At 59.1% G+C, this 24,164-nt stretch carries 22 protein-coding genes; 10 read left to right on the forward strand and 12 right to left on the reverse strand.

What is annotated here, in order from left to right; translation table 11 throughout:
* The first annotated feature begins 119 nt into the window (after positions 1–119).
* Positions 120–1,202 (forward strand): glycine cleavage system aminomethyltransferase GcvT, encoded by a 1,083-nt coding sequence (gene gcvT / locus ALQ04_RS13485; protein ID WP_122316252.1) that lies wholly within the window; start codon positions 120–122, stop codon positions 1,200–1,202.
* A 45-nt stretch (positions 1,203–1,247) separates the two neighbouring features.
* On the forward strand, positions 1,248–1,631 hold the full coding sequence (gene gcvH, locus ALQ04_RS13490; RefSeq protein ID WP_122316253.1) for a glycine cleavage system protein GcvH: 384 nt from the start codon (positions 1,248–1,250) through the stop codon (positions 1,629–1,631).
* A gap of 51 nt (positions 1,632–1,682) precedes the next feature.
* On the opposite strand, the gene ALQ04_RS13495 is transcribed toward gcvH, so the two are convergent.
* The 3 genes from ALQ04_RS13495 to ALQ04_RS13505 all read right to left on the reverse strand — a co-directional run bounded on the left by ALQ04_RS13495 (position 1,683) and on the right by ALQ04_RS13505 (position 4,361).
* Entirely contained in the window at positions 1,683–2,003 is a 321-nt protein-coding gene (locus ALQ04_RS13495; protein WP_122316254.1) for a DUF2388 domain-containing protein, read from the reverse strand.
* Between the two features lie 115 nt (positions 2,004–2,118).
* Positions 2,119–3,903: a GspE/PulE family protein gene (locus ALQ04_RS13500; protein ID WP_122316255.1), complete on the reverse strand. Its 1,785-nt coding sequence runs from the start codon at positions 3,901–3,903 to the stop codon at positions 2,119–2,121.
* A gap of 110 nt (positions 3,904–4,013) precedes the next feature.
* Entirely contained in the window at positions 4,014–4,361 is a 348-nt protein-coding gene (locus ALQ04_RS13505; protein WP_122316256.1) for a hypothetical protein, read from the reverse strand.
* A gap of 127 nt (positions 4,362–4,488) precedes the next feature.
* Here ALQ04_RS13505 and ALQ04_RS13510 point away from each other — a divergent pair, with 127 nt between their 5' ends.
* Positions 4,489–4,959, forward strand: a complete 471-nt coding sequence (locus ALQ04_RS13510; RefSeq protein ID WP_122316257.1) for an Lrp/AsnC family transcriptional regulator — start codon at positions 4,489–4,491, stop codon at positions 4,957–4,959.
* Between the two features lie 87 nt (positions 4,960–5,046).
* Here ALQ04_RS13510 and ALQ04_RS13515 read toward each other — a convergent pair whose 3' ends face one another.
* Positions 5,047–6,414 (reverse strand): inorganic triphosphatase, encoded by a 1,368-nt coding sequence (locus tag ALQ04_RS13515; RefSeq protein ID WP_122316258.1) that lies wholly within the window; start codon positions 6,412–6,414, stop codon positions 5,047–5,049.
* Positions 6,415–6,575: 161 nt separating this feature from the next.
* Between ALQ04_RS13515 and argE the strand changes: the two genes are divergently transcribed.
* Entirely contained in the window at positions 6,576–7,724 is a 1,149-nt protein-coding gene (gene argE / locus ALQ04_RS13520; RefSeq protein ID WP_122316259.1) for an acetylornithine deacetylase, read from the forward strand.
* A 124-nt stretch (positions 7,725–7,848) separates the two neighbouring features.
* The gene (argA, locus tag ALQ04_RS13525) at positions 7,849–9,147 is read left to right on the forward strand and encodes an amino-acid N-acetyltransferase (protein ID WP_122316260.1); all 1,299 of its coding nucleotides are present in this window, start codon (positions 7,849–7,851) and stop codon (positions 9,145–9,147) included.
* Positions 9,148–9,210: 63 nt separating this feature from the next.
* Here the strand turns inward: argA and gshA are convergent, their stop codons facing one another.
* From gshA to ALQ04_RS13540, 3 genes are all read right to left on the reverse strand, one after another.
* Positions 9,211–10,800, reverse strand: a complete 1,590-nt coding sequence (gshA, locus tag ALQ04_RS13530; RefSeq protein WP_122316261.1) for a glutamate--cysteine ligase — start codon at positions 10,798–10,800, stop codon at positions 9,211–9,213.
* 234 nt (positions 10,801–11,034) lie between these two features.
* Positions 11,035–11,418, reverse strand: a complete 384-nt coding sequence (locus tag ALQ04_RS13535) for a PaaI family thioesterase (RefSeq protein WP_122316262.1) — start codon at positions 11,416–11,418, stop codon at positions 11,035–11,037.
* A complete protein-coding gene (locus ALQ04_RS13540; RefSeq protein WP_122316263.1) occupies positions 11,418–13,739 on the reverse strand; it encodes a Tex family protein in 2,322 nt (773 codons plus the stop codon). The genes ALQ04_RS13535 and ALQ04_RS13540 overlap by 1 nt, the downstream gene beginning before the upstream one ends.
* Positions 13,740–14,038: 299 nt before the next feature.
* On the opposite strand from ALQ04_RS13540, the gene ompR reads away from it, so the two are divergent.
* A complete protein-coding gene (gene ompR / locus ALQ04_RS13545) occupies positions 14,039–14,779 on the forward strand; it encodes a two-component system response regulator OmpR (protein WP_025262398.1) in 741 nt (246 codons plus the stop codon).
* A gap of 159 nt (positions 14,780–14,938) precedes the next feature.
* Positions 14,939–16,252 (forward strand): ATP-binding protein, encoded by a 1,314-nt coding sequence (locus ALQ04_RS13550; RefSeq protein ID WP_122316264.1) that lies wholly within the window; start codon positions 14,939–14,941, stop codon positions 16,250–16,252.
* A gap of 151 nt (positions 16,253–16,403) precedes the next feature.
* Here the strand turns inward: ALQ04_RS13550 and trmL are convergent, their stop codons facing one another.
* Positions 16,404–16,859 carry a tRNA (uridine(34)/cytosine(34)/5-carboxymethylaminomethyluridine(34)-2'-O)-methyltransferase TrmL gene (trmL, locus tag ALQ04_RS13555; protein ID WP_122316265.1) on the reverse strand — a complete coding sequence of 152 codons (456 nt, stop codon included), beginning with the start codon at positions 16,857–16,859 and terminating at the stop codon, positions 16,404–16,406.
* On the opposite strand from trmL, the gene ALQ04_RS13560 reads away from it, so the two are divergent.
* Positions 16,858–17,298, forward strand: a complete 441-nt coding sequence (locus ALQ04_RS13560; protein WP_122316266.1) for a hypothetical protein — start codon at positions 16,858–16,860, stop codon at positions 17,296–17,298. The genes trmL and ALQ04_RS13560 overlap by 2 nt on opposite strands.
* A gap of 280 nt (positions 17,299–17,578) precedes the next feature.
* Here the strand turns inward: ALQ04_RS13560 and tauC are convergent, their stop codons facing one another.
* The 4 genes from tauC to ALQ04_RS13580 all read right to left on the reverse strand — a co-directional run bounded on the left by tauC (position 17,579) and on the right by ALQ04_RS13580 (position 21,311).
* Positions 17,579–18,418: a taurine ABC transporter permease TauC gene (gene tauC, locus ALQ04_RS13565; RefSeq protein ID WP_122316267.1), complete on the reverse strand. Its 840-nt coding sequence runs from the start codon at positions 18,416–18,418 to the stop codon at positions 17,579–17,581.
* On the reverse strand, positions 18,415–19,206 hold the full coding sequence (gene tauB / locus ALQ04_RS13570; RefSeq protein WP_122316268.1) for a taurine ABC transporter ATP-binding subunit: 792 nt from the start codon (positions 19,204–19,206) through the stop codon (positions 18,415–18,417). Before tauB ends, tauC begins: the two co-directional genes overlap by 4 nt.
* 27 nt (positions 19,207–19,233) lie before the next feature.
* A complete protein-coding gene (gene tauA / locus ALQ04_RS13575; RefSeq protein WP_122316269.1) occupies positions 19,234–20,211 on the reverse strand; it encodes a taurine ABC transporter substrate-binding protein in 978 nt (325 codons plus the stop codon).
* A 128-nt stretch (positions 20,212–20,339) separates the two neighbouring features.
* Positions 20,340–21,311, reverse strand: coding sequence for an aliphatic sulfonate ABC transporter substrate-binding protein (locus tag ALQ04_RS13580; protein WP_122316270.1), 972 nt, complete (start codon positions 21,309–21,311; stop codon positions 20,340–20,342).
* A gap of 381 nt (positions 21,312–21,692) precedes the next feature.
* On the opposite strand from ALQ04_RS13580, the gene ALQ04_RS13585 reads away from it, so the two are divergent.
* Together ALQ04_RS13585 and ALQ04_RS13590 are read left to right on the forward strand one after the other, a co-directional pair.
* Positions 21,693–23,075, forward strand: coding sequence for an OprD family outer membrane porin (locus tag ALQ04_RS13585; protein ID WP_122316271.1), 1,383 nt, complete (start codon positions 21,693–21,695; stop codon positions 23,073–23,075).
* Between the two features lie 171 nt (positions 23,076–23,246).
* On the forward strand, positions 23,247–23,885 hold the full coding sequence (locus tag ALQ04_RS13590; protein WP_025262389.1) for a peroxiredoxin: 639 nt from the start codon (positions 23,247–23,249) through the stop codon (positions 23,883–23,885).
* Positions 23,886–24,164: the final 279 nt, after the last annotated feature.

The raw sequence follows: 24,164 nt of genomic DNA on the forward strand, positions 1-24,164 counted from the left end.
CAATCGGTGCGGTCTGTCAGACCGTTCGACGCGCTGTCATTTGCTGCAAACCTCTAGCCACGAGGGGCGCTTCTTGATCTGCCTGTCCGCACCTTCGCCACGCCCGGAAGGAGAAACCCATGGGACAGCGTACCCCCCTCTTTGACCTGCACCTCGCGCTCGGCGCGAAGATGGTCGATTTTGGTGGCTGGGACATGCCGTTGCATTACGGCTCGCAAGTCGAAGAGCACCATCAGGTGCGTCGCGACTGCGGAGTATTCGACGTCTCTCACATGCATGTGATCGATGTCATCGGCAGTCAGGCCAAGGCATGGTTGCGTTACCTGCTGGCCAGCGACGTGGAGCGCCTGCAAAGTCCGGGGCGTGCCTTGTACAGCGCGATGCTCGACACCCGTGGCGGAATCGTCGACGACATGATCGTCTACCTCACCGCCAGCGGTTATCGGCTGGTGGTCAATGCGGCGACCGGCGCCAAGGACCTTGCCTGGATGCAGGCGCAACTGACCGGCTTCGACGTGCAACTGGTCGAGCGTACCGGGCTGGCCATGCTGGCGATTCAGGGCCCGAAGGCCAGAAGCCGGATCGCCGAACTGGTGTCCAGCGCGCGTGCCGAGGTCATTCAGCAGCTCAAGCCTTTCCAGGCCCGCGAAGAGGGCGACTGGTTCATTGCACGCACCGGTTATACCGGCGAGGATGGCCTGGAGATCATGCTTCCGGCCGAACAGGCTCCCGGTTTTTTCAACGATCTGGTCGGCGCGGGCATTTCCCCCGTCGGTCTGGGTGCGCGCGATACGTTGCGGCTTGAAGCGGGCATGAACCTGTACGGCCAGGACATCGACGAAAGTGTCTCGCCGCTGGTCTCGAACATGGCCTGGAGCATCGCCTGGGAACCGGCAGAGCGTGACTTCATCGGCCGCGCCGCGCTGGAGAGCGAACTGGAGGCGGGCGTGGCCTCGAAACTGGTCGGGCTGGTGCTCGAAGAGCGCGGTGTACTGCGGGCGCGTCAGGTCGTGCGGATCGCAGAAATTGGCGAAGGAGAGATCACCAGTGGTAGTTTCTCTCCTACGCTAAGCAAATCGATTGCGCTGGCACGTGTTCCGATGGCAACTGCCGACCGGGCTGAAGTCGAAATCCGCGGCAAATGGTATCCGGTGCGTGTCGTGCAACCGGCGTTTGTCCGTCATGGCAAGACCCTGATCTAACCTATCTGGCGGGTTTTCCGCTGACTTGATGTAGAGGATGACTAAATGAGCAATATTCCCGCCGAACTGCGTTTCGCCGAAAGTCACGAATGGGCGCGCCTGGAGTCCGACGGCACAGTAACCGTGGGCATCTCCGATCATGCTCAGGAAGCACTGGGTGATGTGGTCTTTGTCGAACTGACCGAAGTCGGCAAGGTTTTCGCCGCAGGCGATGCTGCCGGCGTGGTCGAGTCCGTCAAGGCCGCTTCCGACATCTACTCGCCGGTTGCAGGCGAAGTCATCGCGATCAACGAAGCCTTAGCCGATAGCCCGGAACTGCTGAACAGCACTCCGTACGAAGCCTGGATCTTCAAGCTCAAGCCAGCCGATGCTGGCGATCTGGCCAAGCTGCTGGATGCCGCAGGTTACAAAAGCGCCATCGGCGAGTAATCCCGCAATAGAAAATGCCGCTCGATCGAGCGGCATTTTTCATTACAGAGATTACTGGTTTTCAGCAACCAGATTCTTGGCCAGGATCGCGTTGGCCAGCTCCATGTCCGTGGCCTTCAGGCCCGGATTGTCAGTGCGTACCTGATTGATGGCTGCTTCCAGGAACGGTCCGCGAATGCTGCCCTCGCTGGCCACGAAGCTGCCTGCGTCATCCTGGGCGGCGACGATCAGCTTGTGATCCTTGAAGGTCAGGTAAGTCGAGCCGGTGGTCGCACCGGAAGAAATCACATTGCGCCAGAAACCGTCGGCCATCGCTGAACCGACCGGAAGTGACAGTAAGGCGCATGTGACGACAGCAAGTTTGAGACGCATGTTGAATACTCCGACTGTGGTTGTTCTGAAGGGTTGGATAGCCGGAGTGCAGCGGTAGTTCAATTTTCATCCTTGGGAAAGACCGGTAACCGCGCCTGTCCCGTAGCTTCTGAGTTCAGCGTTGTTCACTCTGTGGCGTTACCCGCAGTACTTCTTCCAGGGTCGTCAGCCCTGCCGAGACTTTTTGCGCGCCGGACAGGCGCAGGCTGCGCATGCCTTCCTTGAAGGCCTGGCGGCGCATGGCGCTGAGGTCCAGGTCGGCGCTGATCAAGGCTTTCACACTGTCGGACATCAACATGATTTCGTAGACGCCTGCGCGCCCGCGATAACCTGTTTCGCGACATTCCACGCAACCGACGGCCTGATGGGCGCCGGGCGGTACCGGAGCTTGCCAGGGCCGGGTCAGGGTCTGCCAGTCGGTTTCGTTCAGGTTGATCGGCGCCTTGCAGTGCGGACAAAGGGTACGCACCAGACGCTGGGCCATGACCCCGAGGATCGTGGCCTTGAGCAGGTAATGTGGCACGCCGAGTTCCAGCATGCGGCTGATGGCGCTGGGGGCATCGTTAGTGTGCAGGGTCGAGAGCACCAGGTGACCGGTCAGCGCGGCCTGAATCGCCATTTCTGCGGTTTCCAGGTCGCGAATCTCGCCGATCATGATGATATCCGGGTCCTGACGCATCAAGGCCCGCACGCCGCTGGCAAAAGTCAGGTCGATATTGTGCTGGACCTGCATCTGGTTGAAGGCCGGCTCGACCATTTCGATGGGGTCTTCGATAGTGCAGAGGTTGACCTCGGAGGTCGCCAGCTTCTTGAGCGTGGTGTAGAGCGTGGTGGTCTTGCCCGAACCGGTTGGGCCGGTGACCAGAATGATGCCGTTGGGCTGGCTGGTCATGCCTTGCCAGCGGCGCAGGTCATCGCTGGAAAAGCCCAGTTGGTCGAAGTCCTTGAGCAGGACTTCGGGGTCGAAGATCCGCATCACCATCTTTTCGCCGAACGCGGTGGGCAGGGTCGAGAGACGCAATTCCACTTCGCCGCCATCCGGCGTTGTGGTCTTGACCCGGCCATCCTGCGGCTTGCGCTTTTCCGCGACGTTCATTCGTCCCAGGCTTTTCAGGCGGCTGACCACCGCCATGGTGACCTGCGACGGGAACTGGTAGACGTTGTGCAGCACGCCATCGATGCGAAAGCGCACGGTGCCTTGTTCGCGGCGTGGTTCGATATGGATATCGCTGGCGCGCTGCTGGAAAGCGTACTGGAACAGCCAGTCGACGATATTGACGATATGCGCGTCGTTGGCGTCCGGCTCCTGATCGCTGGCGCCGAGCTTGAGCAACTGCTCGAAGTTGCCCATGTTGCTGGTTTTCTGATCGGTGGAGCTGGCGCCGCTCACGGATTTCGCCAGCCTGAAGAATTCCACCGTCACCCGCTGGATATCGACCGGATTGGCAACCACGCGCTTGATCGACAGTTTCAGCACGTGTGCCAGGTCAGCCTCCCAGGCGCAGACATACGGCTGGGCGCTGGCGATGGTCACGGATTCGCGATCGACGGCAACGGCGAGGATCTTGTGGCGCTGGGCAAAGGCATAGGACATCAACGGCATCACCGCCGCGACATTGATCTTCAGCGGGTCGATGCGCATGTAAGGCTGGTCGCACTGCTGGGCGAGCCAGTGAGTCAGGGTTTCCAGGTCGAGCCGCTTGCCGGGCCGCTTGAGATCATCGAACTGCAGCGACGCAATGAACTCCAGCGGATGAAGCTGGATATTCGCCGCGCTACGGCGCTGGGTGAGCGCCATTTCGGCGTCGTTCTGGCCAAGGATGCCTTGGGCAACCAGATCACGTAGCAAGTCGTTCAGATCGAGCCAGCGATCCTGTGACGATGGGGCGAGGACGGCCATGCGGGCTCCTTGAGACAATTCATCATCAGACGATGAGCAAGAATAGCTCTCAAGCGTGCCAGTGTTACGTCCTCTATGCGACCGGGAATTGCGAAAGTTTGCGAGACAATTCAGCCCGCAGCCAGAGTAACGTGTTGATGAGAGGCTGGCGTGGCGAGGATTTGCTCCAGTTCCACCGAGCAGACATCGATCAGATTGCGCATTTTTTCGCCAATTACCTGAGCGCGGTGCCAGCTTGCTCCGTCGACCTCTACACTGATGGTCAGCAACTGATCCTGGCGTGAAACGCTGACGTTCTGCGGCGTCAGGTATTGCATTGCAAACAGATTCAGGACCTGACACAACACTGCCGGTTCGGCTTCGGCCAGAACCTGATAGCGTGCACAGCAGGAAATGTTGCTGGGTGACCAGGTATCCGCGCGCACTGGCGCAGTTGCGACGGCTTCAAGGTTGGGCATGTGGCCTCTCCTGTATTGAGTGGGAGAAATTCTTACACGCCGGAAGAGAAATTTCTGGTCTATGATCAATAGGTTTCAGTCTTTTAAGACTTGTTAATGCGCAATATGGATTTAATAGGGATGAATTATGCAAGTTGAGCTGGACGCTTACGACCGCAAGATACTGGCGTTGCTTCAGGAGGATGCCTCGCTTTCCAGTGCCCAGGTCGCCGAGCAAGTGGGTTTGTCGCAATCGCCCTGCTGGCGCCGTATCCAGCGGTTGAAGGATGAGGGCGTGATAAGGCGCAACGTGACCCTGCTGGATCGCAAGAAAATCGGCCTCGACACGCAGATATTTGCCGAGGTCAAACTCAACGCCCACGGGCGCTCCAACTTCACCGAGTTCACCGAGTCGATTCGCGGCTTTCCGGAAGTGCTGGAGTGTTACGTGCTGATGGGGTCGGTGGATTTTCTGCTGCGGATCGTGACCTCGGATATCGAGGCGTATGAGCGGTTTTTCTTTGAAAAGCTGTCGCTGGTACCGGGGATTCAGGAAGTGAATTCGACCGTGGCATTATCCGAGATCAAATCCACTACCAGTCTGCCGATCCTGTCGTAGACCCTTCGCGTTCCTACTGCCGTCTTCGCGGATAAATCCGCTCCTGCACTGCTTGCGTGGGAGCGAATTCATTCGCGAAACACGTCATCACATACGCAGCAAGGTCTTCCAGGCGCGTCCCTGAGAAACGGTCAATGCCTGATGAACGCGAGCATCCAGCACTTCATCGCTGATGTCCTGGCTGGCCAGTTGCTCCAGTTTTTTCAGCTCGCCATACAGGCGGTCGAGTTCCGGCAGTTCGAGCGTGCCGCGTGCCCAGTGCATCCAGGCCTGGATGCGCTCGATGCGTGGCAGTTGCTCGGCCAGGTCTTCGGGTTGCTGCTGGTAGCGGCCCAGTTGCAGGGCGGTCGCTTCGTCGGCGAGCTGGCGTGGCAGCCAGCTTGCCAACAGGGCCGCGCCCTGGCGATTGCCGCGGTTGTTGCGTTCGGCCGTCCAGCTGCGATTGAGCAACCAGCGTGAAGTGTTCAGTGAGAACTCGCCCCAGCGGGTGTCTTGCAGTTCTTCGAAGAATTGCTCGTGAGCCGCGCTGCGCACATCTTCGTCTTCCTGACCGGCCTGGACCAGCGGGCGCCAGTCTTCCAGCAGGGCATCCAGCGCGGTACGCAACTGTGCAGTCGAAGCACGAGGCGCGGCCTGGCCGAGGCTGCCGGTCAGGGAGCGCAACTCGGCGAGCATTTCGACCCACTCCTGGAGCAGGCGCCAATGGCCATTGAAGCGATATTGCTCGGCCAGACGCTGGCTGCTGCCCAGCAGATGCCAGGCCAGCGCCGCATAGGCGTCGTCCAGTGGCGTTTCTGCGTCCAGTGTCGGTGCCGGCAGGCTCAGCGAGTAGCTGTTGGCATCGAACAGGCGATAGCCGCGCTCGGCCTTGCTGATATCGCAAGGCATCAGTGGCAGAGTGGCAGCCAGTTCCGCGGCCAGCTCAAGCAGTGCCGATGATTCGCCTTCGCGCAGTTCCAGCTCCAGCTCGCAGATTTCTTCCTTCTGCTTGCCCGCCACAACCTGGCCCAGATCCAGAGCGGCTTCGATCACCACCTTGGTCTTGCCACGGCCCCAGGAGATTTCTGCCTTTTCCCGAATGAAGTCGGTAGTGAACAGTGGCTTGATGGTTTTTTTGTCCAGCCCGGCCAGTTGCTCGGGCCAGCAGTCGCCTTCGAGTTTCTTCAGGTCCAGCTTGGCCTTGGCCAGGTCCCAGTTGAACTCGTTGCGCTCGGACAGGCCGGCAACGCTTTGCCCGCGAGTCTTCATGGTCTGGATGATCTGGTCGCCATCGCGACGGATGCGTAGGGCCACCTTGGCCTTGGCCAGATCGCGCTCCGGGGTATCGAAATACTGGTTCGACAGCTCGATGCGCTCCCAGCCACTTTTGTTGCGTTTTTTCAGCAAGGGATGCTCGCGCAGTGCAACGAGTGTCTCGCGGCTGACGCGGAGTTTGATTTCTGTTTCTTTTTGCATGGCCGGGAAGTCCAAACGCTGATGCTGATAAACGGGAGCGCAGCCAGTGATTGACGGCTGCTGAGGGCGGCAGTGTACAGGACATGGCCCGCAACGGTTTATTCCGCAGGTGCTATGGCCCTATGATGGTCTGTGTTCCGTCCCGATTACAGGAAGCATACATGCCCTTGCCGTCCATGAAAGATCAGTTCGCTGCGTTGGTTGCCACGCCCTCGGTGAGCTGCACCCAGCCCTCTCTCGATCAATCCAACCGTGCGGTGATCGATCTGCTGGCGGGCTGGCTGGGCGATCTGGGTTTTGCCTGCGACATCCAGCAGGTTTCGCCGGGCAAGTTCAATCTTCTGGCGACCTATGGCTCGGGCCCGGGTGGGCTGGTGCTGGCGGGACACAGCGATACCGTACCGTTCGATGAAGCGCTATGGAAAACCGATCCCCTGAAGCTGACCGAAGTCGATGGCCGCTGGGTCGGCCTGGGCAGTTGCGACATGAAAGGCTTTTTCGCGCTGGTTATCGAGGCTGTTCGTGGCGTGCTCGATCAGCCGTTCAAGCAACCCTTGCTGATTCTGGCCACCTGCGACGAAGAAAGCTCGATGGCCGGCGCACGAGCCCTGGCCGACGCTGGCCGGCCTTTGGGGCGTGCCGCGGTGATTGGCGAGCCGACCGGTCTGCGGCCGATCCGCCTGCACAAGGGCGTGATGATGGAGCGTATCGATATTCTCGGCCGCAGCGGTCATTCCTCGGACCCAAGCCTTGGGCATAGCGCGCTGGAGGCCATGCATGACGCGATCAGCGAACTGAAGGGCCTGCGCCAGCAATGGCAGCTCCAATATCGCAACCCGCAGTTCAGCGTGCCGCAACCGACCCTGAATCTGGGTTGCATTCATGGTGGCGACAATCCGAACCGGATCTGTGGCCAATGCTCGCTGGAGTTCGACCTGCGTCCTTTGCCGGGCATGGACCCTGAGATGCTGCGGGCGGCCATTCGGCAAAAGCTGCAACCGCTGGCCGAGCTGCATCAGGTGCAGATCGACTACTCGCCGTTGTTTCCGGAGTGCGCACCGTTCGAGCAAGCGGCGGATGCGGAACTGGTGCGCATTGCCGAGCGTCTGACAGGTCATACGGCCGCAGCAGTAGCATTTGGCACCGAAGCGCCTTATCTTCAGCGTCTTGGCTGCGAAACACTGGTTCTGGGCCCTGGCGACATTGCCTGTGCGCATCAGCCGGGCGAATACCTTGAAATGTCACGCCTGGAGCCTACAGTGCGTCTGTTACGTCAGTTGATCGAACATTACTGTCTGAGCCCCCGCTAAACCGGGCCGGACCCACCAATAAACAAGGAGATTGCGCGTGTTGCCAAGCCTGTTCCGACGATAACCACCACAAAGTTGTGCGTGTTTCTGTCTTTCGTCCATTCTTTTACAGGCTCCTGCAGTTATGCCCGATTACGTTAACTGGCTTCGTCACGCATCTCCTTATATCAATGCCCACCGCGATTGCACCTTTGTCGTCATGCTGCCCGGCGATGGTGTTGCGCACCCCAATTTCGGCAATATCGTCCACGATCTGGTGCTGCTGCACAGCCTGGGCGTGCGCCTGGTACTGGTGCATGGCTCGCGACCACAGATTGAAAGCCGTCTGGCCCAGCGTGGCCTGGCGCCGCGTTTCCACCGCGACATGCGCGTCACCGATGCCGAAACGCTGGAGTGCGTGATCGATGCGGTAGGGCAACTGCGTATTTCCATCGAAGCGCGCCTGTCCATGGACATGGCGGCCTCGCCGATGCAGGGCTCGCGGTTGCGGGTCACCAGCGGCAACGTTGTCACGGCCCGGCCTATCGGCGTGCTGGAAGGCGTGGATTACCAGCACACCGGCGAAGTCCGCCGGGTTGACCGCAAAGGTATCAACCGTCTGCTGGATGAGCGGCATATCGTGCTGCTGTCGCCACTGGGCTATTCGCCGACGGGCGAGATCTTCAACCTTGCCTGCGAAGATGTCGCTACCCGTGCCGCGATTGATCTGGGCGCCGACAAGCTGCTGTTGTTCGGGGCCGAAACCGGCCTGCTTGATGAGCAGGGTCGTCTGGTACGTGAACTGCGGCCGCAGCAAGTCCCGGCGCATCTGGCGCGGCTGGGCAACAATTATCAGGCCGAATTGCTGGATGCGGCCGCCGAGGCCTGTCGCGGCGGTGTCGGTCGCAGCCATATCGTCAGCTATGCCGAAGACGGTGCCTTGCTCAACGAACTGTTCACCCGCAACGGTGGCGGTACGCTGGTTGCCCAGGAGCAGTTCGAGCTGGTGCGTGAGGCAGCGATTGAGGACGTGGGCGGCCTGATGGACCTGATCACGCCTCTGGAAGAGCAGGGGATTCTGGTACGTCGTTCGCGGGAAGTGCTGGAGCGTGAAATCCAGCAGTTCAGCGTGGTCGAGCGCGAAGGCTTGATCATTGCCTGCGCGGCGCTCTATCCGATTGCCGATTCGCAAGCCGGCGAGCTGGCGTGTCTGGCGGTCAACCCGGAATATCGCCATGGCGGACGTGGCGATGAATTGCTGGAGCGTATCGAGAGTCGTGCCCGGATGATGGGCCTGAAGACCTTGTTTGTCCTGACGACCCGCACCGCACACTGGTTCCGCGAGCGTGGTTTCGAGCCGAGCAGCGTTGACCGCCTGCCTAGCGCGAGGGCTTCGCTTTATAACTATCAGCGTAACTCGAAGATCTTCGAGAAGGCGCTTTAATTCTTTTCGCGGATGAATCCGCTCCTGCACAGAGTGCAGGAGCGGATTCATTCGCGAAATCGGTCAATTACTGATCGACAGAATGCTCGCCTGATAAGCACCCACGAAGGTGTCGAAATCCACGACCTCTTCGGTTTCCTCCAGCTCTGCCTGCTCGGCAATCGACGTTTTTGCCAGTGCCTCGAACTGTGCCTGATCTTCTGCACTCAACGGATGATTGCGGAAGTACTCGGCGTGTTTGCGGCTCTGACGCAACGAGAAGGCGGTGAAACCTTCCTCATGGGTCTTCATGCTGGCCAGCACTTGCGCCGAAGGCGTCAGTGACGGGTCATCGATCTTGGCCTGTTGTGCCGCGATAGAGCGAATGTGCTCGTCGCTGCCTTGCGCCTTGTCCAGCAGTTGCGCCAGCGGGGTGATTTTCTCCAGCAGTTCGGTCGCCCAGACCTTGAGTTCGATATCCGAATTGTTGCGTTGCAGGGTCAGGCCCGGACGGCGGCCTTCCTTGACTACGGACAGGAAGTTCGAGCCGGCGTTGGAGCACTCGTGGTTCGCCAGTTGCGGGCTTTCCTCAAGGGCGCAGTACAGAATGAAGGCGTCGATGAAGCGTGCCTGTTCCAGATTGATGCCGGTCGGCAGGAACGGGTTGATGTCCAGGCAGCGAACCTCGACATACTGCACGCCACGGGCAATCAGTGCCTGGATCGGACGCTCGCCCGAATAGGTCACGCGCTTGGGACGAATGTTGGAGTAGTACTCGTTTTCGATCTGCAGCACGTTGGTGTTGAGCTGCACCCACTCGCCCTGCTGATCATGGGTACCGGTCTCGACATACGGCGCGTAAGGCGTGGCTACCGCTTTGCGCAGGCTGTCGGTGTAGCTCGCCAGATCGTTGTAGCACGGAGTCAGGTCGGCCTGGGCCTTGCTCTGATAACCCAGGTCGCTCATGCGCAGGCTGGTTGCATACGGCAGATACAGGGTATCGGCGTCGAAATGCTCCAGCTGGTGGGCGCGGCCACGCAGGAAACCGGCGTCCAGTGCCGGCGAGGCGCCGAACAGGTACATCAGCAGCCAGCTGTAGCGACGGAAGTTGCGGATCAGCGCGATATAGGAGTGCGACTGATAATCCCGTGCGTCCCCGGCGAAATCCTCGGTCTGCTTGAGCAGCGACCACGTGGCTTCCGGCAACGAGAAGTTGTAATGAATCCCGGCAATGCACTGCATGGTCTTGCCATAACGCAGCGCCAGGCCCTTGCGGTACACGTACTTGAGCTTGCCGATATTCGAGGTGCCGTAATAGGCAATCGGAATATCTTCTTCGGCGGGCAACGGGCACGGCATCGACGGGCTCCAGAGGAGTTCGTCGTTGAGCTTGCTGTAGGCGAAGCGATGGATCCTGTCCAGACTGTCGAGCGTCTGCGCCGGGTCCGTCAGTGCCGGAGTAATGAACTCCAGCAGCGATTCGGAATAGTCGGTGGTGATCAGGCCATTGGTCAGTGCGGCACCCAGATCCTGCGGATGCGGCGTCTGTGCCAGGCTTGCCTCGCCGGTAACGCGCAGGCATTCGCGCTCGATACCGTGCAGGCACTGCTCCAGCAAAGAGAGGTTGTTACGCTCGCCAAGAACAGACAGGCGGCGGTTGAGAAATTCGCTCAAGGTGGATTCCTTCACGCATCGGTCGCCCCAATATGGGGGTGGACAGAACGGTCTACAAGGGTGAAGAAAGGAACTGGCGTTGTCGCCTGGTTGGGTCTTTGGCGCCTGCTCACGATCACGGCTCTTTGTCGTACCGCCAAAGGGGTTCGACACCACGCTAATGGTGCCGAAATTACCCCAAATTGGTTCTATAGAGCTAGCAAGCGATTGCTTTCATCACACTTTGCTAGAAGTTTAGATGACGGCAAAGGTGCCTTGCGCCTTGGCGACCAGTTTATCGCCCTGGACCACCTCGGCTTCGACGACCAGCGTGCGACGGCCAGCGTGAAGTACCCGGGCGATGCACAACACCTCGCCTTCGGACACGCCACGGACATAGTTGATCTTGCATTCGATGGTGACGCTGCGCTGGTCGAAGCCGTGGGAGCTGGAACACGCCAGCCCCATGCCGATATCCACCAGACTGAAGATCGCCCCGCCGTGCATCACGTTGCCCCGGTTGCGCAGATGCGCCTCCAGTGGCAGCGCGACTTCGGCGACACCGTTATCCAGACGCCGCAGCTCACAGCCGAGCATCTTGAAGTAGGCGCTATGGGTCAGGCCTTCAGGAATATCCATCAACGCTTTTTCAACTGTTTGGCATTGGCGAACAACGAAGCCATGGCGTTATTGGCCGGAGCCGCCGTGGTGGTTTCCTTGCGTGGCGCGCTGCCTTGCTGACGCGGTGCGGAACCCGGACGCGGGCCGCGGGCACCGTCGATCTTCTCGCCGGGGGTGTCGCTCATGCGCATCGACAGGCCGACGCGCTTGCGTGGAATGTCGACTTCCATGACCTTGACCTTCACCACGTCGCCGGCCTTGACCGCTTCACGCGGGTCCTTGATGAACTTCTCGGACAGCGCCGAGATATGCACCAGACCGTCCTGATGCACGCCGATATCGACGAAGGCACCGAAGTTGGTGACGTTGGTGACCACGCCTTCGAGGATCATGCCCAATTGCAGGTCCTTGAGGTCTTCGACGCCGTCCTGGAACTCGGCAGTCTTGAACTCCGGACGCGGGTCGCGGCCCGGCTTCTCCAGCTCTTGCAGAATGTCGGTCACGGTCGGCAGACCGAAGGTTTCGTCGGTGAACTTCTTCGGGTCCAGACGCTTGAGGAAGCTGGCATCGCCGATCAGCGAACGGATATCGCGATCGGTTTCTGCCGCAATGCGCTGCACCAGCGGGTAGGCTTCCGGGTGCACTGCGGACGAATCCAGCGGGTTGTCGCCATTCATGACGCGCAGGAAGCCGGCAGCCTGTTCGTAGGTCTTTTCACCCAGACGGCTGACTTTTTTCAGCGCGGCGCGGGTCTTGAAGGCGCCGTTGGCATCGCGATGCGCGACGATGTTCTGCGCCAGGGTGGTGTTGAGGCCGGAAATACGCGCCAGCAAGGCCACCGAAGCGGTATTCACGTCCACGCCCACGGCGTTCACGCAGTCTTCCACCACGGCATCCAGGCCACGGGCCAGTTTCAGTTGCGAAACGTCGTGCTGGTACTGGCCGACCCCGATGGATTTCGGATCGATCTTCACCAGTTCGGCCAACGGATCCTGCAGGCGGCGGGCAATGGAAACCGCGCCACGGATCGAAACGTCGAGGTCGGGGAACTCCCTGGCGGCCAGCTCGGAGGCGGAGTACACCGAAGCGCCCGCTTCGGAAACCATGACCTTGGTCATTTTCAGGGCTGGATACTTTTTGATCAGTTCGGCGGCCAGCTTGTCGGTTTCGCGGCTGGCCGTGCCGTTGCCGATGGCGATCAGGTCCACCGAATGCTTGGCGCACAGGGCGGCCAGCACGGCGATGGTCTGGTCCCACTGGTTTTTCGGCACATGCGGATAGACGGTCGCATAGTCGAGCAGTTTGCCCGTGGAGTCGACCACCGCAACCTTGCAGCCGGTGCGCAGGCCCGGGTCGAGGCCCAGTGTCGCGCGCGGCCCGGCCGGAGCGGCCAGCAGCAGGTCATGCAGGTTGTGGGCGAAGACGTTGATGGCTTCGGTTTCGGCACCGTCGCGCAGCTCGCCCAGCAAGTCGGTTTCCAGGTGGCTATAGAGCTTGACCTTCCAGGTCCAGCGCACCACTTCGGCCAGCCATTTGTCCGCCGGACGGTTCTGGTTCTGCAGGCCGAAGCGCTCGCCGATCATCAGTTCGCACGGGTGCATGGTGCCCGGCAGTTCCTCACCGACTTTGAGCGCAGAGCTGAGGAAACCTTCGTTGCGGCCACGGAAGATCGCCAGGGCGCGGTGCGACGGCATGCTCTTGAGCGGCTCGTCGTGCTCGAAGTAGTCGCGGAACTTGGCACCTTCCTCTTCCTTGCCGGGCACTACGCGGGCGCTGATAACGGCTTCCTGCATGAGGAAACTGCGCAGCTTGTCGAGCAGGGAAGCGTCTTCGGCGAAGCGCTCCATCAGGATGTACTTGGCGCCTTCCAGCGCGGCTTTGACATCGGCCACGCCTTTCTCGGCATCGACGAAGCGTGCGGCTTCGGACTCGGGAGTCAGCGACGGGTCGTTGAACAGGCCGTCTGCCAGCTCGCCCAGACCGGCTTCCAGCGCGATCTGGCCTTTGGTGCGGCGCTTCTGCTTATAAGGCAGATACAAGTCTTCAAGACGGGTCTTGGTGTCGGCAAGGTTGATATCGCGGGCCAGCTCCGGGGTCAGCTTGCCTTGCTCCTCGATACTGGCAAGGATGCTGACGCGCCGTTCGTTGAGTTCGCGCAGGTAACGCAGACGTTCTTCCAGATGGCGCAATTGCGTGTCATCAAGGCTGCCGGTCACTTCCTTGCGGTAGCGTGAGATGAAGGGCACGGTCGAGCCTTCATCCAATAATGCTACGGCCGCTGCGACCTGTTGAGGGCGCACGCCCAGTTCTTCGGCGATGCGGCTGTTGATGCTGTCCATAAGACCACCTGGAGTTGTGAGCAAAAAACTGGATTCGGTACAAAAAACTGTCTTGCTGACCTTTATTCGCCAACCTTGTAACAATGTTGGCGAACCGCCATAGTCCGGCACAGCCTGACCTTGAGGGCCGCGCATTATACCCGGCGAAGCCTGATTAGGGGATTGGCCGACCCGCACGAGACGTTTTGCGCAGCAGAATCACTCATTCATGTCGGTCCCAGTAAAATCTGCTAACAATGCACACGGTGCGCATCACCGCAGCTACGCCATAATGCGCCCCGAGATCAAAGGAGCATCCGATGAGCAGCACTGCACAAAATGCTGAAGGCGAAAAAATCCTGATCGTCGATGACGATCCGGGGTTGAGCAGCCTGTTAGAGCGTTTTTTCACCAGCAAGGGCTATCGTGCCCGCGCGGTGGCCAATGTCGAACAGATGGACCGTTTATTGTCCCGCGAGGTTTTCAACCTTGTGGTTCTGGACTTGATGCTGCCCGGAGAAGACGGCCTCTCTGCTTGCCGTCGTTTGCGTGCAGCCAACAATCAGGTGCCAATCATCATGCTTACCGCCAAGGGCGATGAGCAGAGCCGTATCAAGGGGCTGGAACTGGGCGCAGACGACTATCTGGCCAAGCCTTTCAACCCGGACGAACTGATGGCCCGCGTCAAGGCGGTCCTGCGCCGTCAGGCAGCACCGGTACCCGGCGCGCCAGGCAGTGAAGACGAGTCGGTCAGCTTCGGTGACTATGTATTGTCCCTGGCGACCCGTGAACTCAAGCGCGGTGATGAAGTGCACATGCTCACCACCGGTGAGTTTGCGGTTCTCAAGGCGCTGGTGATGCATGCCCGTGAGCCGTTGACCCGCGACAAGCTGATGAACCTGGCCCGTGGCCGCGAGTGGGATGCCCTTGAACGCTCCATCGACGTACAGATTTCCCGTCTGCGTCGCCTGATCGAGCCGGACCCTTCCAAGCCGCGCTACATTCAGACGGTCTGGGGCGTGGGTTACGTGTTCGTTCCCGATGGTGCCGGGAACCGCTGACCGGTCGCTTGCAGGCGCAGAGCACCGAAGTTCTTGCCAGTCACGTCGATAGCCTGAAAAGGTTATCGGCGTTTTGGTTTTCGCGTTCGTACCATGGCCCGTGCCTCGACCCGCAAACTTGCGAGTCCGGCTCGCCCAGCAAAGTGTATAGCTGCAGTTATGAAGACTCCGCTCTGGTTTCCGCAAAGCTTTTTCTCACGCACCCTCTGGCTGGTGCTCATTGTCGTGCTGTTTTCCAAGGCGCTGACCCTCGTCTATCTGTTGATGAACGAAGACGTGCTGGTCGACAGGCAGTACAGCCATGGCGTTGCATTGACCCTGCGCGCCTACTGGGCAGCGAACGAGAGCGATCGGGAAGCGATTGCCGAGGCTGCCGGGCTGATTCGCGTAGTCGGCGGCGGTGTGCCGGAGGGCGAGCAGCACTGGCCCTACAGCGAAATCTATCAGCGTCAGATGCAGGCAGAACTGGGTGCCGATACCGAAGTGCGGCTGCGGGTTCATGCGCCTCCGGCACTTTGGGTGCGCGCGCCGAGCCTGGGTGATGGCTGGCTGAAAGTGCCACTTTACCCACACCCATTGCGCGGCCAGAAGATATGGAACGTGCTGGGCTGGTTCCTGGCCATCGGTTTGCTGTCCACCGCCTCGGCGTGGATTTTCGTGCGTCAGCTCAATCAGCCGCTCAAGCGCCTGGTGTTTGCAGCCCGTCAGTTAGGGCAGGGACGCAGTGTGCGCCTGCCGGTCAGCGATACGCCCAGTGAGATGACCGAAGTTTATCGCGCCTTCAACCAGATGGCCGAGGATGTCGAACAGGCCGGACAGGAGCGCGAGTTGATGCTGGCGGGTGTTTCCCACGACCTGCGCACTCCATTGACCCGCTTGCGGCTGTCGCTGGAACTGATGAGCGACGAGAACGAGTTCACTGAAGGCATGGTGCGCGATATCGAGGACATGGACGCCATTCTCGATCAGTTCCTGGCGTTTATCCGCGATGGCCGCGACGAGGAAATCGAAGAGGTCGACCTGAGCGATCTGGTCATGGAAGTGGTCGCGCCGTTCAATCATCCCGATGAACACATTCGCCTGTGCCTTGAGCCGATCCCGCCTTTCCCGCTGCGCCGGGTTTCGATGAAGCGCCTGCTGACCAACCTGATCGGCAATGCCATGCATCATGCCGGCAACGGCATCGAAGTGGCGGCCTATGTCTCCGGCGACACCAGCGCGCCTTACGTGGTGCTGAGCGTGCTGGACCGTGGCGCCGGTATCGATCCTTCGGAACTGGACACCATCTTCAACCCGTTCATCCGTGGCGACCGTGCCCGCAGCGGCAAAGGTACTGGCCTGGGACTGGCAATCGTCAAGCGTATCGCCGCCATGCATGGTGGTAATGTCGAGTTGAGAAACCGTTCGGGTGGCGGTCTTGAAGCGCGAGTGCGCTTGCCGCTGGGGCTGATGTTGCCCAGGGATGCGATCTGATCTGAAATGGAGTGCTGCTTCTTAGGGAGTTGGTGGGAGCCAATTCATTCGCTACAGGCCTGTGCATCCGAAGAACATGTATCGGCTGCAATGACGTCATCGCGAATGAATTGGCTCCTGGCGGTTTGCTGAGCGACAGCGGAAAGCGTTCTCAGGCAAAACCGTGCTGGCGCCAGGCTTCATAAACGGCAACGGCAACGGTGTTGGACAGGTTGAGACTGCGACAGCCTTCGCGCATCGGCAGGCGCAACCTGTGGTCGCCACTCAATGGGTCGAGAATGTCGGCAGGCAATCCCCGGCTTTCCGGACCGAACAGAAAGGCATCGCCCTTTTCAAAGCTGACATCATGAAAGGGCCGCGAGCCTTTGGTCGTAAAGGCGAACAGCCGCGGGTTACCGATCTTTTCCAGGCAACTGGGCAGGTCTGCATGGGTTTGCAGCGTGGCATACTCGTGATAGTCGAGCCCGGCCCTGCGCAGGCGCTTGTCGTCCAGCTCAAAGCCCAACGGCTCGATCAAATGCAGGGTGCAGCCACTGTTGGCGCATAGTCTGATGACATTGCCGGTATTCGGCGGAATTTCTGGTTGAAAAAGGATGACGTGAAACATGCACGGCTCCGAACGAAAGGACGGGATGCATTCTACCCCTGAAGAGGACCCCAGACCGAAGCTCTGGCCAAGAGTTCTTGGTTCCATGGCGATTGTCGGCTTTACCGTGGGCATGATAATCGGTCGTTTGCAGCAACCTGCGCCTCTGGAACTTGAACAGATCGAGGAATTGCCTACGGGGCTGGCGCTCTGGTTCAACGAGCAGCCGCAAATTCAGGGCGATCATGTCGACGGGACAGTCGTCCTGCGTTTCGAGTCGTGGGGGCGGCCATGGAATGGTCAGTTGCGCATCGCCAACAAGGTTGCGCGCTGGAAGCTTGAGCGAAACGGGAAGGATTTGGTGCTGACTCTCCTGGCAGCCCGTCCACTGCATGGCGACTGGCGCACTGCAGAGGTGGACGGGCGCTGGAGACTGGAGGTCAGTCTCCGGGAGCAATAAAAGAGGGGAATCCCCGGCCTGCCTGTACCAAGGTCCCCAAAACTGGCGATGTATAACCTAATGCAGAGCACGTGCCAGTTTTGTGAATCCATGGATCGAAAGTTTTAAAAATGTATTTTTCCTCGCTCAAAACCCTGTAGGAAAAGGGGTTCAGCTGGCTAAGGATATTCTTCCGCCGTTGGCCGGGGTCTTTTACAGCACTGTCCTGTGTTTTTTACAGATTCTTTTAAGCACCAAAATGGTGCGAAATACCGATCTCATGCACAGATTGCAGCGCAGTTCAGTGATTCTGGCCGTGCCAGGGCACCAGTTTGCGTTGCAGCGCCCGCAGGCCCAGCTCCATGGCGAAGGCGATTACGGCAATCACCAGAATCCCCAGGATCACGATGTCCGTGACCAGGAACTGCGCGGCTGACTGAACCATGAAGCCCAGTCCGCTGGTGGCCGCAATCAGCTCGGCGGCAACCAGCGTCGACCATCCCACGCCAAGACCGATCCGTATCCCGGTGAGGATGTCCGGCAAGGCGCTGGGCAGAATCACATGGCGGATCAACTGCGAGCGCGTGGCCCCCAACGATTGTGCGGCGCGTACTCTGGCCAGGTCCACATTCCGCACACCGGTTGCCGTGGCAATGGCGATGGGCGCGAAAATGGCCAGATAGATCAGCAGCACCTTGGAAAACTCGCCTATCCCGCACCAGATGACAATCAACGGCAAGTAAGCCAGCGGTGGAATAGGGCGGTAGAACTCGATCAGCGGGTCGAAGATGCCTCGTGCTATGCGATTGCTGCCGATAGCGATACCCACCGGAATGGCGCTGAGAATGGCCGCAACCAGGGCCAGGCCGATACGTTGCAGGCTGGCGGCCAGATGTTGCCAGAGGTTCGAGTCCATATAGCCGGTGGTCAACAGCAGCCAGCCTTTTTCCAGTACGGCAGAGGGCGGCGGCAGGAACAGCGGCTCTATCCACTGCGCGGCAGTCACCGCCCACCACAGGCCAAGCAGAGTCGCCAGGGTCAGGACGCTGATGCTGCGGGTGCTCAGGTTCAGGCGCCACGGCGTGCGGACTGCCTGTTCTGTGCCAGCCTTGGCCGTACCCGGTAGCTCATAACTGTTCATGCGCGCTGCTCCCGTGCGAGGTGTCGCTGGGAAAAGACACTGGCCAGCACGTGTTCGCGGGTTTCGATAAAGCGCGGATCGGACTTGATTGCCCGCGCCGACTCCCCGGCGCTGTAGCGCTGCCCGAAATCCAGTTGCAGGCGTTCGGCAATGTGCCCGGGATTGGGCGCCAGCAGGATCAGGTCCGTGGCCAGGAACACCGCTTCTTCAATGTCATGGGTAATCAGGAACACCGGCTTGGCGGTCCGTTTCCAGACTTGCAGCAACAGTTCCTGCATTTGCTCGCGGGTGAAGGCATCGAGCGCCCCGAAGGGCTCGTCCATCAACAGCACCCGTGGATTGGCCGCCAGGGCGCGGGCCAGGCCGACACGCTGTTTCTGGCCGCCGGACAATTGCCAGATACGACGCCGCTCGAAACCGGCCAGGTCCACCAACGCCAGCATTTCGCGGGCGGTCGCTTCGCGTTCTGGCCGGGATACTCCCGCTAGCTCCAGGCCGAAGGCAACGTTACTCAACACGTCTTGCCAGGGCAGCAAGGCATCGTCCTGAAATACCACGCCGCGCTCTGCGCTCGGGCCTTCTACAGGGCGGCCGTCCAGCGTTATGCGCCCGGCGCTGGGGCGCACAAAGCCGGCGATCAGGTTGAGCAATGAGGTCTTGCCACTGCCGGACGGTCCGAGGGCGACCAGCAATTGCTGTGGCCCCAGACTCAGGTTGATATCCGCCAGCACCGGCTCTGCTGCGCCGGGGTACTGTGCGCTGATGCGCTCCAGTTGCAATAGGGCCATGGCCTTTCCCTCACTGGGTCAAAAGGGTTATTGGGGAATGAAGCTGGCGCTGGTGTAAGACGAATAGTCAGGCAGCACCGCATCGACCTTGCCCTGTTCCTTGAGGAAGGCAGCGGTCCGGGTGATGGCTTCGATGGTCGGTGCGCCCAGCAGGGCTTTCTGCTCGGTGGCCAGGGGATACACATTGCCTTGCAACAGCGCTGGAATATCCGTGGTCTTGGCTCCAGACAACCTGCTCAGTTTCTCGATGTTGCCGGTATTGGCGATCCAGGCGCTCGGGTCCTGGCGGTAGCTGGCGTAGGCATCCAGCGTGACCTTGGCGAAGGCGCTGACCAGTTGCGGATGCTTGGCCGCGAAATCCTTGCGCACGATCCAGGCATCAAAGGTCGGCGCGCCAACCTTGGCCAGCTCGCCGGAGGTAATCAGCACCTTGCCGGTTTCCCTGGCCACGCCGAGTGCCGGGTCCCAGACGTAGGTCGCGTCGATATCGCCGCGTTTCCAGGCGGCGGCAATCGCAGGTGGCGCCAGGTTGAGGATGGTGACTTTGGCCGGGTCGATGTTCCAGTGCTTGAGTGCAGCCAGCAGGCTGTAGTGGCCGGTGGAAACGAACGGAACGGCGATCTTCTTGCCGACCAGATCCTGAGGCGTATTGATGCCGGAGCCATTACGGGCGACCAGGGCCTCTGCCGCGCCGATCTGGGTGGCGATCAGGAAGGTTTCGACCGGCAGCTTGCGGGTGGCCGCCGCAGTCAGCGGGCTTGAACCGAGATAGCCGATCTGCACATCGCCCGAAGCGATGGCGGTGATGACGTCTGCGCCGTTCTCGAATTTGCGCCATTCGATCTTCGAGTTGGTGGCTTTCTCGTAAGCGTTATCGGCCTGGGCAACCTTGGCAGGATCGACGGTGGTCTGGTAGGCGACAGTGAAGTCGGCGGCCTGAGTGAGGAACGAAGCGCCGGTCAGGGACAAGGCCGCCAAGAGGCGCAGGGAGAAATGCAGTTTCATGGTGATGCTCCGTATCAGGCGGGCCGAGGACTGGCTGGCTACGGAGCGTAAATGATCTAAGAATTTTGAAATAAATAACTTTTTTGAATTAGCTTATGAGCTGAAAACCAGCCGTGAGTTAGTCATTCTCAGGGCTTCCACACCTGCACATCCTTGGCATCCACGGCCTTGGGCAGCAATCCGGCAGCAAAAAATGCATCGGCAATGCTCTGCTGTTCGTCGAGCTGGCTGGCTTCAACACCTTGCACGACATAGCTGCGGCGCTGATTGGCGGCCTCTACGGTGGGGATATCCAGATTGCCCCAGAGCGGGCTGAGGATTCTTGCCGCTTCGTTCGGGTGGGCCTTGACCCATTCGCCAGTCTTCCTGAGTTCGTCGAACACCACTTTCAGCACCTGCGGGTGACTGTTGGCGTAGGGCGTGGTGGTCAGGTAATAGCGTTTGTAGCTGGCCAGGTCCGCGCCGTCGGCCAGGGTTCGGGTAGGCAACTGGCGCTGGACGCTGCTGAGGAAGGGTTCCCACGCTACCCAGGCATCCACCTTGCCGTTCTCGAAGGCGGCTCGGCCATCAGCCGGGGAAAGGTAGGCCGGCTCGATGTCGGTGAACTTCAAGCCAGCCTTGTTCAGGGCCGCAATCAACAGGTAATGGCTACCGGCAGCCTTGGTGACCGCGATCTTCCTGCCTTTGAGGTCAGCGAGGGTTTTCAGCGCCGAATCGCTGTGTACGACAATCGCCTGGGCTGACGGCGAGGAGGCTTCCTGAGCGAAATAGGTGAGTCGCGCACCCGCTGCCTGGGCAAACACCGGCACGGTATCGGCGACGTCGGCACTGAGGTCGACATTGCCCACGTTCAACGATTCGAGCAGCGGCAAGCCGCTGGGAAATTCGTGCCATGACACCAAAATGCCTTTTTTGTTCAGCTCCCGCTCCAGCGTACCCTGGCTTTTGAGCACCGAAATGAGCGTTGAGGACTTCTGAAAGCCGATTCGCAAAGTTTCTTGTGCGTCAGATGTCGTAGGAAATGTCAGGGTGGTGGCAATTGTCACAATTGCTGCTAGTTTGGTCGTAATTATTTGTTTTATAAGGCTTTTTGTCGTCATTTAAATGGATTTCCGGGTGGGATTTCGTGACTGGAAGGTCGAGATCCGGTTGTCCGGTACCTGAAAACTAAACGATCTGACGAATGGTATTAAAATATTTTTTGGGAATTAGCTTATTTGGTCGATACACTCCATGGCGTCTTTGTTGACATGTGTTGTGACATATACCAAATAAGTCTAAGAGATCTGATCACAATCGCTTTTGGATTTATCTGATTTTCACTAACGTGCACCAGTGACAACGCGGTCTAGTCATTTGAGTCTCGAGGCGCACAGCAACCATTGACCACCGGTCGGGTCTGGCGCTTAACGCGAATCCATGGGTCAGAGCCCTGCTCGGCACCATCGGTTAAAAAAATTAGATTCACGAGGAGCGTAGCAATGAAGAAGTCCACTCTGGCCCTGGCCGTAACCTTTGGTGTATTGGCCCAGCAGGCCGGCGCAGCAGGTTTCATTGAAGACGGCAAGGCGACCATCAGTTCCCGTACCATGTACTTCAACAACGACGTGCGTGAAGGTCGTAACGTTACGGACCAGCGTGAAACCGCTACAGGTCTGAAGTTCGATTACATCTCGGGTTACACCGAAGGTACTTTTGGTTTTGGTCTGGATGTTCAGGCTCTGTTGGGCGTCCACTTGGGCGGCGGTATCAAGAACAAGACCGCTACCACCCAGAACACTTTCTTCCCGATGGACACCGACGGTTCGTCGGCTGACTCCTGGAGCCGTGGTGGCGCCAACGCCAAGGTGCGCTTCTCGAAAACCGAACTGAAAGTCGGTAACGCTCTGTCGCCAAACCTGCCAATCCTGGTTTCCAATGATGGCCGTTTGCTGCCTCAGGTCTTTGAGGGCGGTATCGTCACTTCCAAGGATCTGGACAACTTCACCCTGACCGGTGGTCAACTGACTGGCTCTGCTGGCCGTGCTTCGAGCAACTTCACCGGCCTGTCCGTTAACGGTGCTACTCGCGACAGCAACGAATTCCGTTTCGCCGGCGGCGACTGGAAAGTCACCAAAGACCTGACCTTGCAGTACTACTTCGCTAACCTGGAAGACTTCTACAAGCAGCACTTCCTGGGTCTGGTACACGTTTATCAAATCGCGGATAACCAGTCCTTCAAGACTGACCTGCGCTATTTTGATAGCAGTGCCGATGGCAATAACAGCAAGAACGTAGCGGGTTATGCTTTCAACAACAACAACGGCTATGCCAAGAATGCAGGCGAAGTCGACAACAAGACCTGGTCTGCCATGTTCACCTACACCTTGGGTGGTCATGCATTCCTGGTCGGTCACCAACAAGTCGGTGACGACGGTGGTTTTGTCAACCTGAACCAGGGCAACGTTGTCGATGGCCGTGGCCGTCCAGAGGGTAACGGTGGCTCCAGCTTCTACCTGTTCACTGACTCGATGATCAACCAGTTCAACCGTGCCGGTGAGAACACCACTTTCGGTCAGTACTCGTATGACTTCGCCAAGGTCGGCGTTCCAGGCCTGAAGGCTGCGATTGCCTACCTGCGTGGTGATGACATCAAAGGTGCTGCCTTTACCACTGGCGGCGTCGTCAACCGTAACTCTGTTGGTCACGAGTACTCCGAGTGGGAACGCGACATGCGTATCGACTACGTGATCCAGAGCGGTCCGTTGAAAGGCTTCGGCACCACTGTGCGTCACGGTACCTACCGTGCGGATGAAGGTCTGAACCAGGCTAGCAACGCCGACCAGACTCGTCTGATCTTCAACTACACCTACGCTTTCAAATAAGCCCGGTCAGTTGAAAAGGAACCCCGCCTAGTGCGGGGTTCTTTTTACCCGTAATTTCATATTCCTTTCAGGCCTAACCAAATCGATATCCATTCTTTTTAATTTTTTAGCGGGCGGTGCACAGTAGACCTATAACTCAACGAATACCCGATCGAAACAAGGAGCTACACCATGACACTGCGACTTGGCGATATCGCCCCTGACTTTGAACAGGATTCCAGTGAAGGCCGTATCCGCTTCCATGAATGGCTGGGCAATAGCTGGGGTGTGCTGTTTTCCCATCCGGCCGATTTCACGCCAGTCTGCACCACCGAATTGGGTTTCACCGCCAAATTGAAAGACGAGTTCGCCAAGCGCGGTGTCAAGGCGATTGCCTTGTCGGTTGACCCGGTGGATTCGCACATCAAGTGGATCGATGACATCAACACCACGCAAAACACCCTGGTCAATTTCCCGATCCTGGCCGACGCCGACCGCAAGGTGTCCGATCTGTACGATCTGATCCATCCCAACGCCAGCGATACCCTGACCGTGCGCTCCCTGTTCGTGATCGACCCGAACAAGAAGGTGCGCCTGACCATCACCTATCCGGCCAGCACCGGGCGCAACTTCAACGAGATCCTGCGGGTCATCGACTCCCTGCAACTGACCGACAACTACAAGGTCGCCACGCCTGCCAACTGGGTGGATGGCGATGATGTAGTGATCGTGCCGTCGATCAAGGACGAAGCCGAGATCAAGGAGCGCTTCCCGAAAGGCTACAAGGCAGTCACGCCCTACCTGCGCCTGACGCCACAGCCGAACCGCTGATCTACAGACTCATCGAGTGGGGTTATTCGGGCCGGTTTACCGGCCCTTTTTTATACCCGTGTCGAAACTGTAGGAGCGAATTCATTCGCGAAGAGCCTGTACACCCGACACAGATACGCCGTTTCCCATACCGTCTTCGCGGATAAATCCGCTCCCGCCAAGAGTCAGGAATCCATATATTCTTTTTTGAAATAACCAAATGAAAAAATGAGATTTATGGATATAAAAAACTGCTGTTAATGTCACTCCATCGCGGCGGTTTTCGCCTCATGAATTCTC

The sequence above is a fragment of the Pseudomonas cichorii genome, from assembly GCF_003700275.1.
Classification (GTDB): Bacteria; Pseudomonadota; Gammaproteobacteria; order Pseudomonadales; family Pseudomonadaceae; genus Aquipseudomonas; species Aquipseudomonas cichorii_B.

Bases quoted from the DNA above. Each gene is read 5' to 3' on its own strand.
- gcvT (WP_122316252.1), top strand. From the start codon at position 120: ATGGGACAGCGTACCCCCCTCTTTGACCTGCACCTCGCGCTCGGCGCG.
- gcvH (WP_122316253.1), top strand. From the start codon at position 1,248: ATGAGCAATATTCCCGCCGAACTGCGTTTCGCCGAAAGTCACGAATGG.
- ALQ04_RS13495 (WP_122316254.1), bottom strand. From the start codon at position 2,003: ATGCGTCTCAAACTTGCTGTCGTCACATGCGCCTTACTGTCACTTCCG.
- ALQ04_RS13500 (WP_122316255.1), bottom strand. From the start codon at position 3,903: ATGGCCGTCCTCGCCCCATCGTCACAGGATCGCTGGCTCGATCTGAAC.
- ALQ04_RS13505 (WP_122316256.1), bottom strand. From the start codon at position 4,361: ATGCCCAACCTTGAAGCCGTCGCAACTGCGCCAGTGCGCGCGGATACC.
- ALQ04_RS13510 (WP_122316257.1), top strand. From the start codon at position 4,489: ATGCAAGTTGAGCTGGACGCTTACGACCGCAAGATACTGGCGTTGCTT.
- ALQ04_RS13515 (WP_122316258.1), bottom strand. From the start codon at position 6,414: ATGCAAAAAGAAACAGAAATCAAACTCCGCGTCAGCCGCGAGACACTC.
- argE (WP_122316259.1), top strand. From the start codon at position 6,576: ATGCCCTTGCCGTCCATGAAAGATCAGTTCGCTGCGTTGGTTGCCACG.
- argA (WP_122316260.1), top strand. From the start codon at position 7,849: ATGCCCGATTACGTTAACTGGCTTCGTCACGCATCTCCTTATATCAAT.
- ALQ04_RS13535 (WP_122316262.1), bottom strand. From the start codon at position 11,418: ATGGATATTCCTGAAGGCCTGACCCATAGCGCCTACTTCAAGATGCTC.
- ALQ04_RS13540 (WP_122316263.1), bottom strand. From the start codon at position 13,739: ATGGACAGCATCAACAGCCGCATCGCCGAAGAACTGGGCGTGCGCCCT.
- ompR (WP_025262398.1), top strand. From the start codon at position 14,039: ATGAGCAGCACTGCACAAAATGCTGAAGGCGAAAAAATCCTGATCGTC.
- ALQ04_RS13550 (WP_122316264.1), top strand. From the start codon at position 14,939: ATGAAGACTCCGCTCTGGTTTCCGCAAAGCTTTTTCTCACGCACCCTC.
- ALQ04_RS13560 (WP_122316266.1), top strand. From the start codon at position 16,858: ATGCACGGCTCCGAACGAAAGGACGGGATGCATTCTACCCCTGAAGAG.
- trmL (WP_122316265.1), bottom strand. From the start codon at position 16,859: ATGTTTCACGTCATCCTTTTTCAACCAGAAATTCCGCCGAATACCGGC.
- tauC (WP_122316267.1), bottom strand. From the start codon at position 18,418: ATGAACAGTTATGAGCTACCGGGTACGGCCAAGGCTGGCACAGAACAG.
- tauB (WP_122316268.1), bottom strand. From the start codon at position 19,206: ATGGCCCTATTGCAACTGGAGCGCATCAGCGCACAGTACCCCGGCGCA.
- tauA (WP_122316269.1), bottom strand. From the start codon at position 20,211: ATGAAACTGCATTTCTCCCTGCGCCTCTTGGCGGCCTTGTCCCTGACC.
- ALQ04_RS13580 (WP_122316270.1), bottom strand. From the start codon at position 21,311: ATGACGACAAAAAGCCTTATAAAACAAATAATTACGACCAAACTAGCA.
- ALQ04_RS13585 (WP_122316271.1), top strand. From the start codon at position 21,693: ATGAAGAAGTCCACTCTGGCCCTGGCCGTAACCTTTGGTGTATTGGCC.
- ALQ04_RS13590 (WP_025262389.1), top strand. From the start codon at position 23,247: ATGACACTGCGACTTGGCGATATCGCCCCTGACTTTGAACAGGATTCC.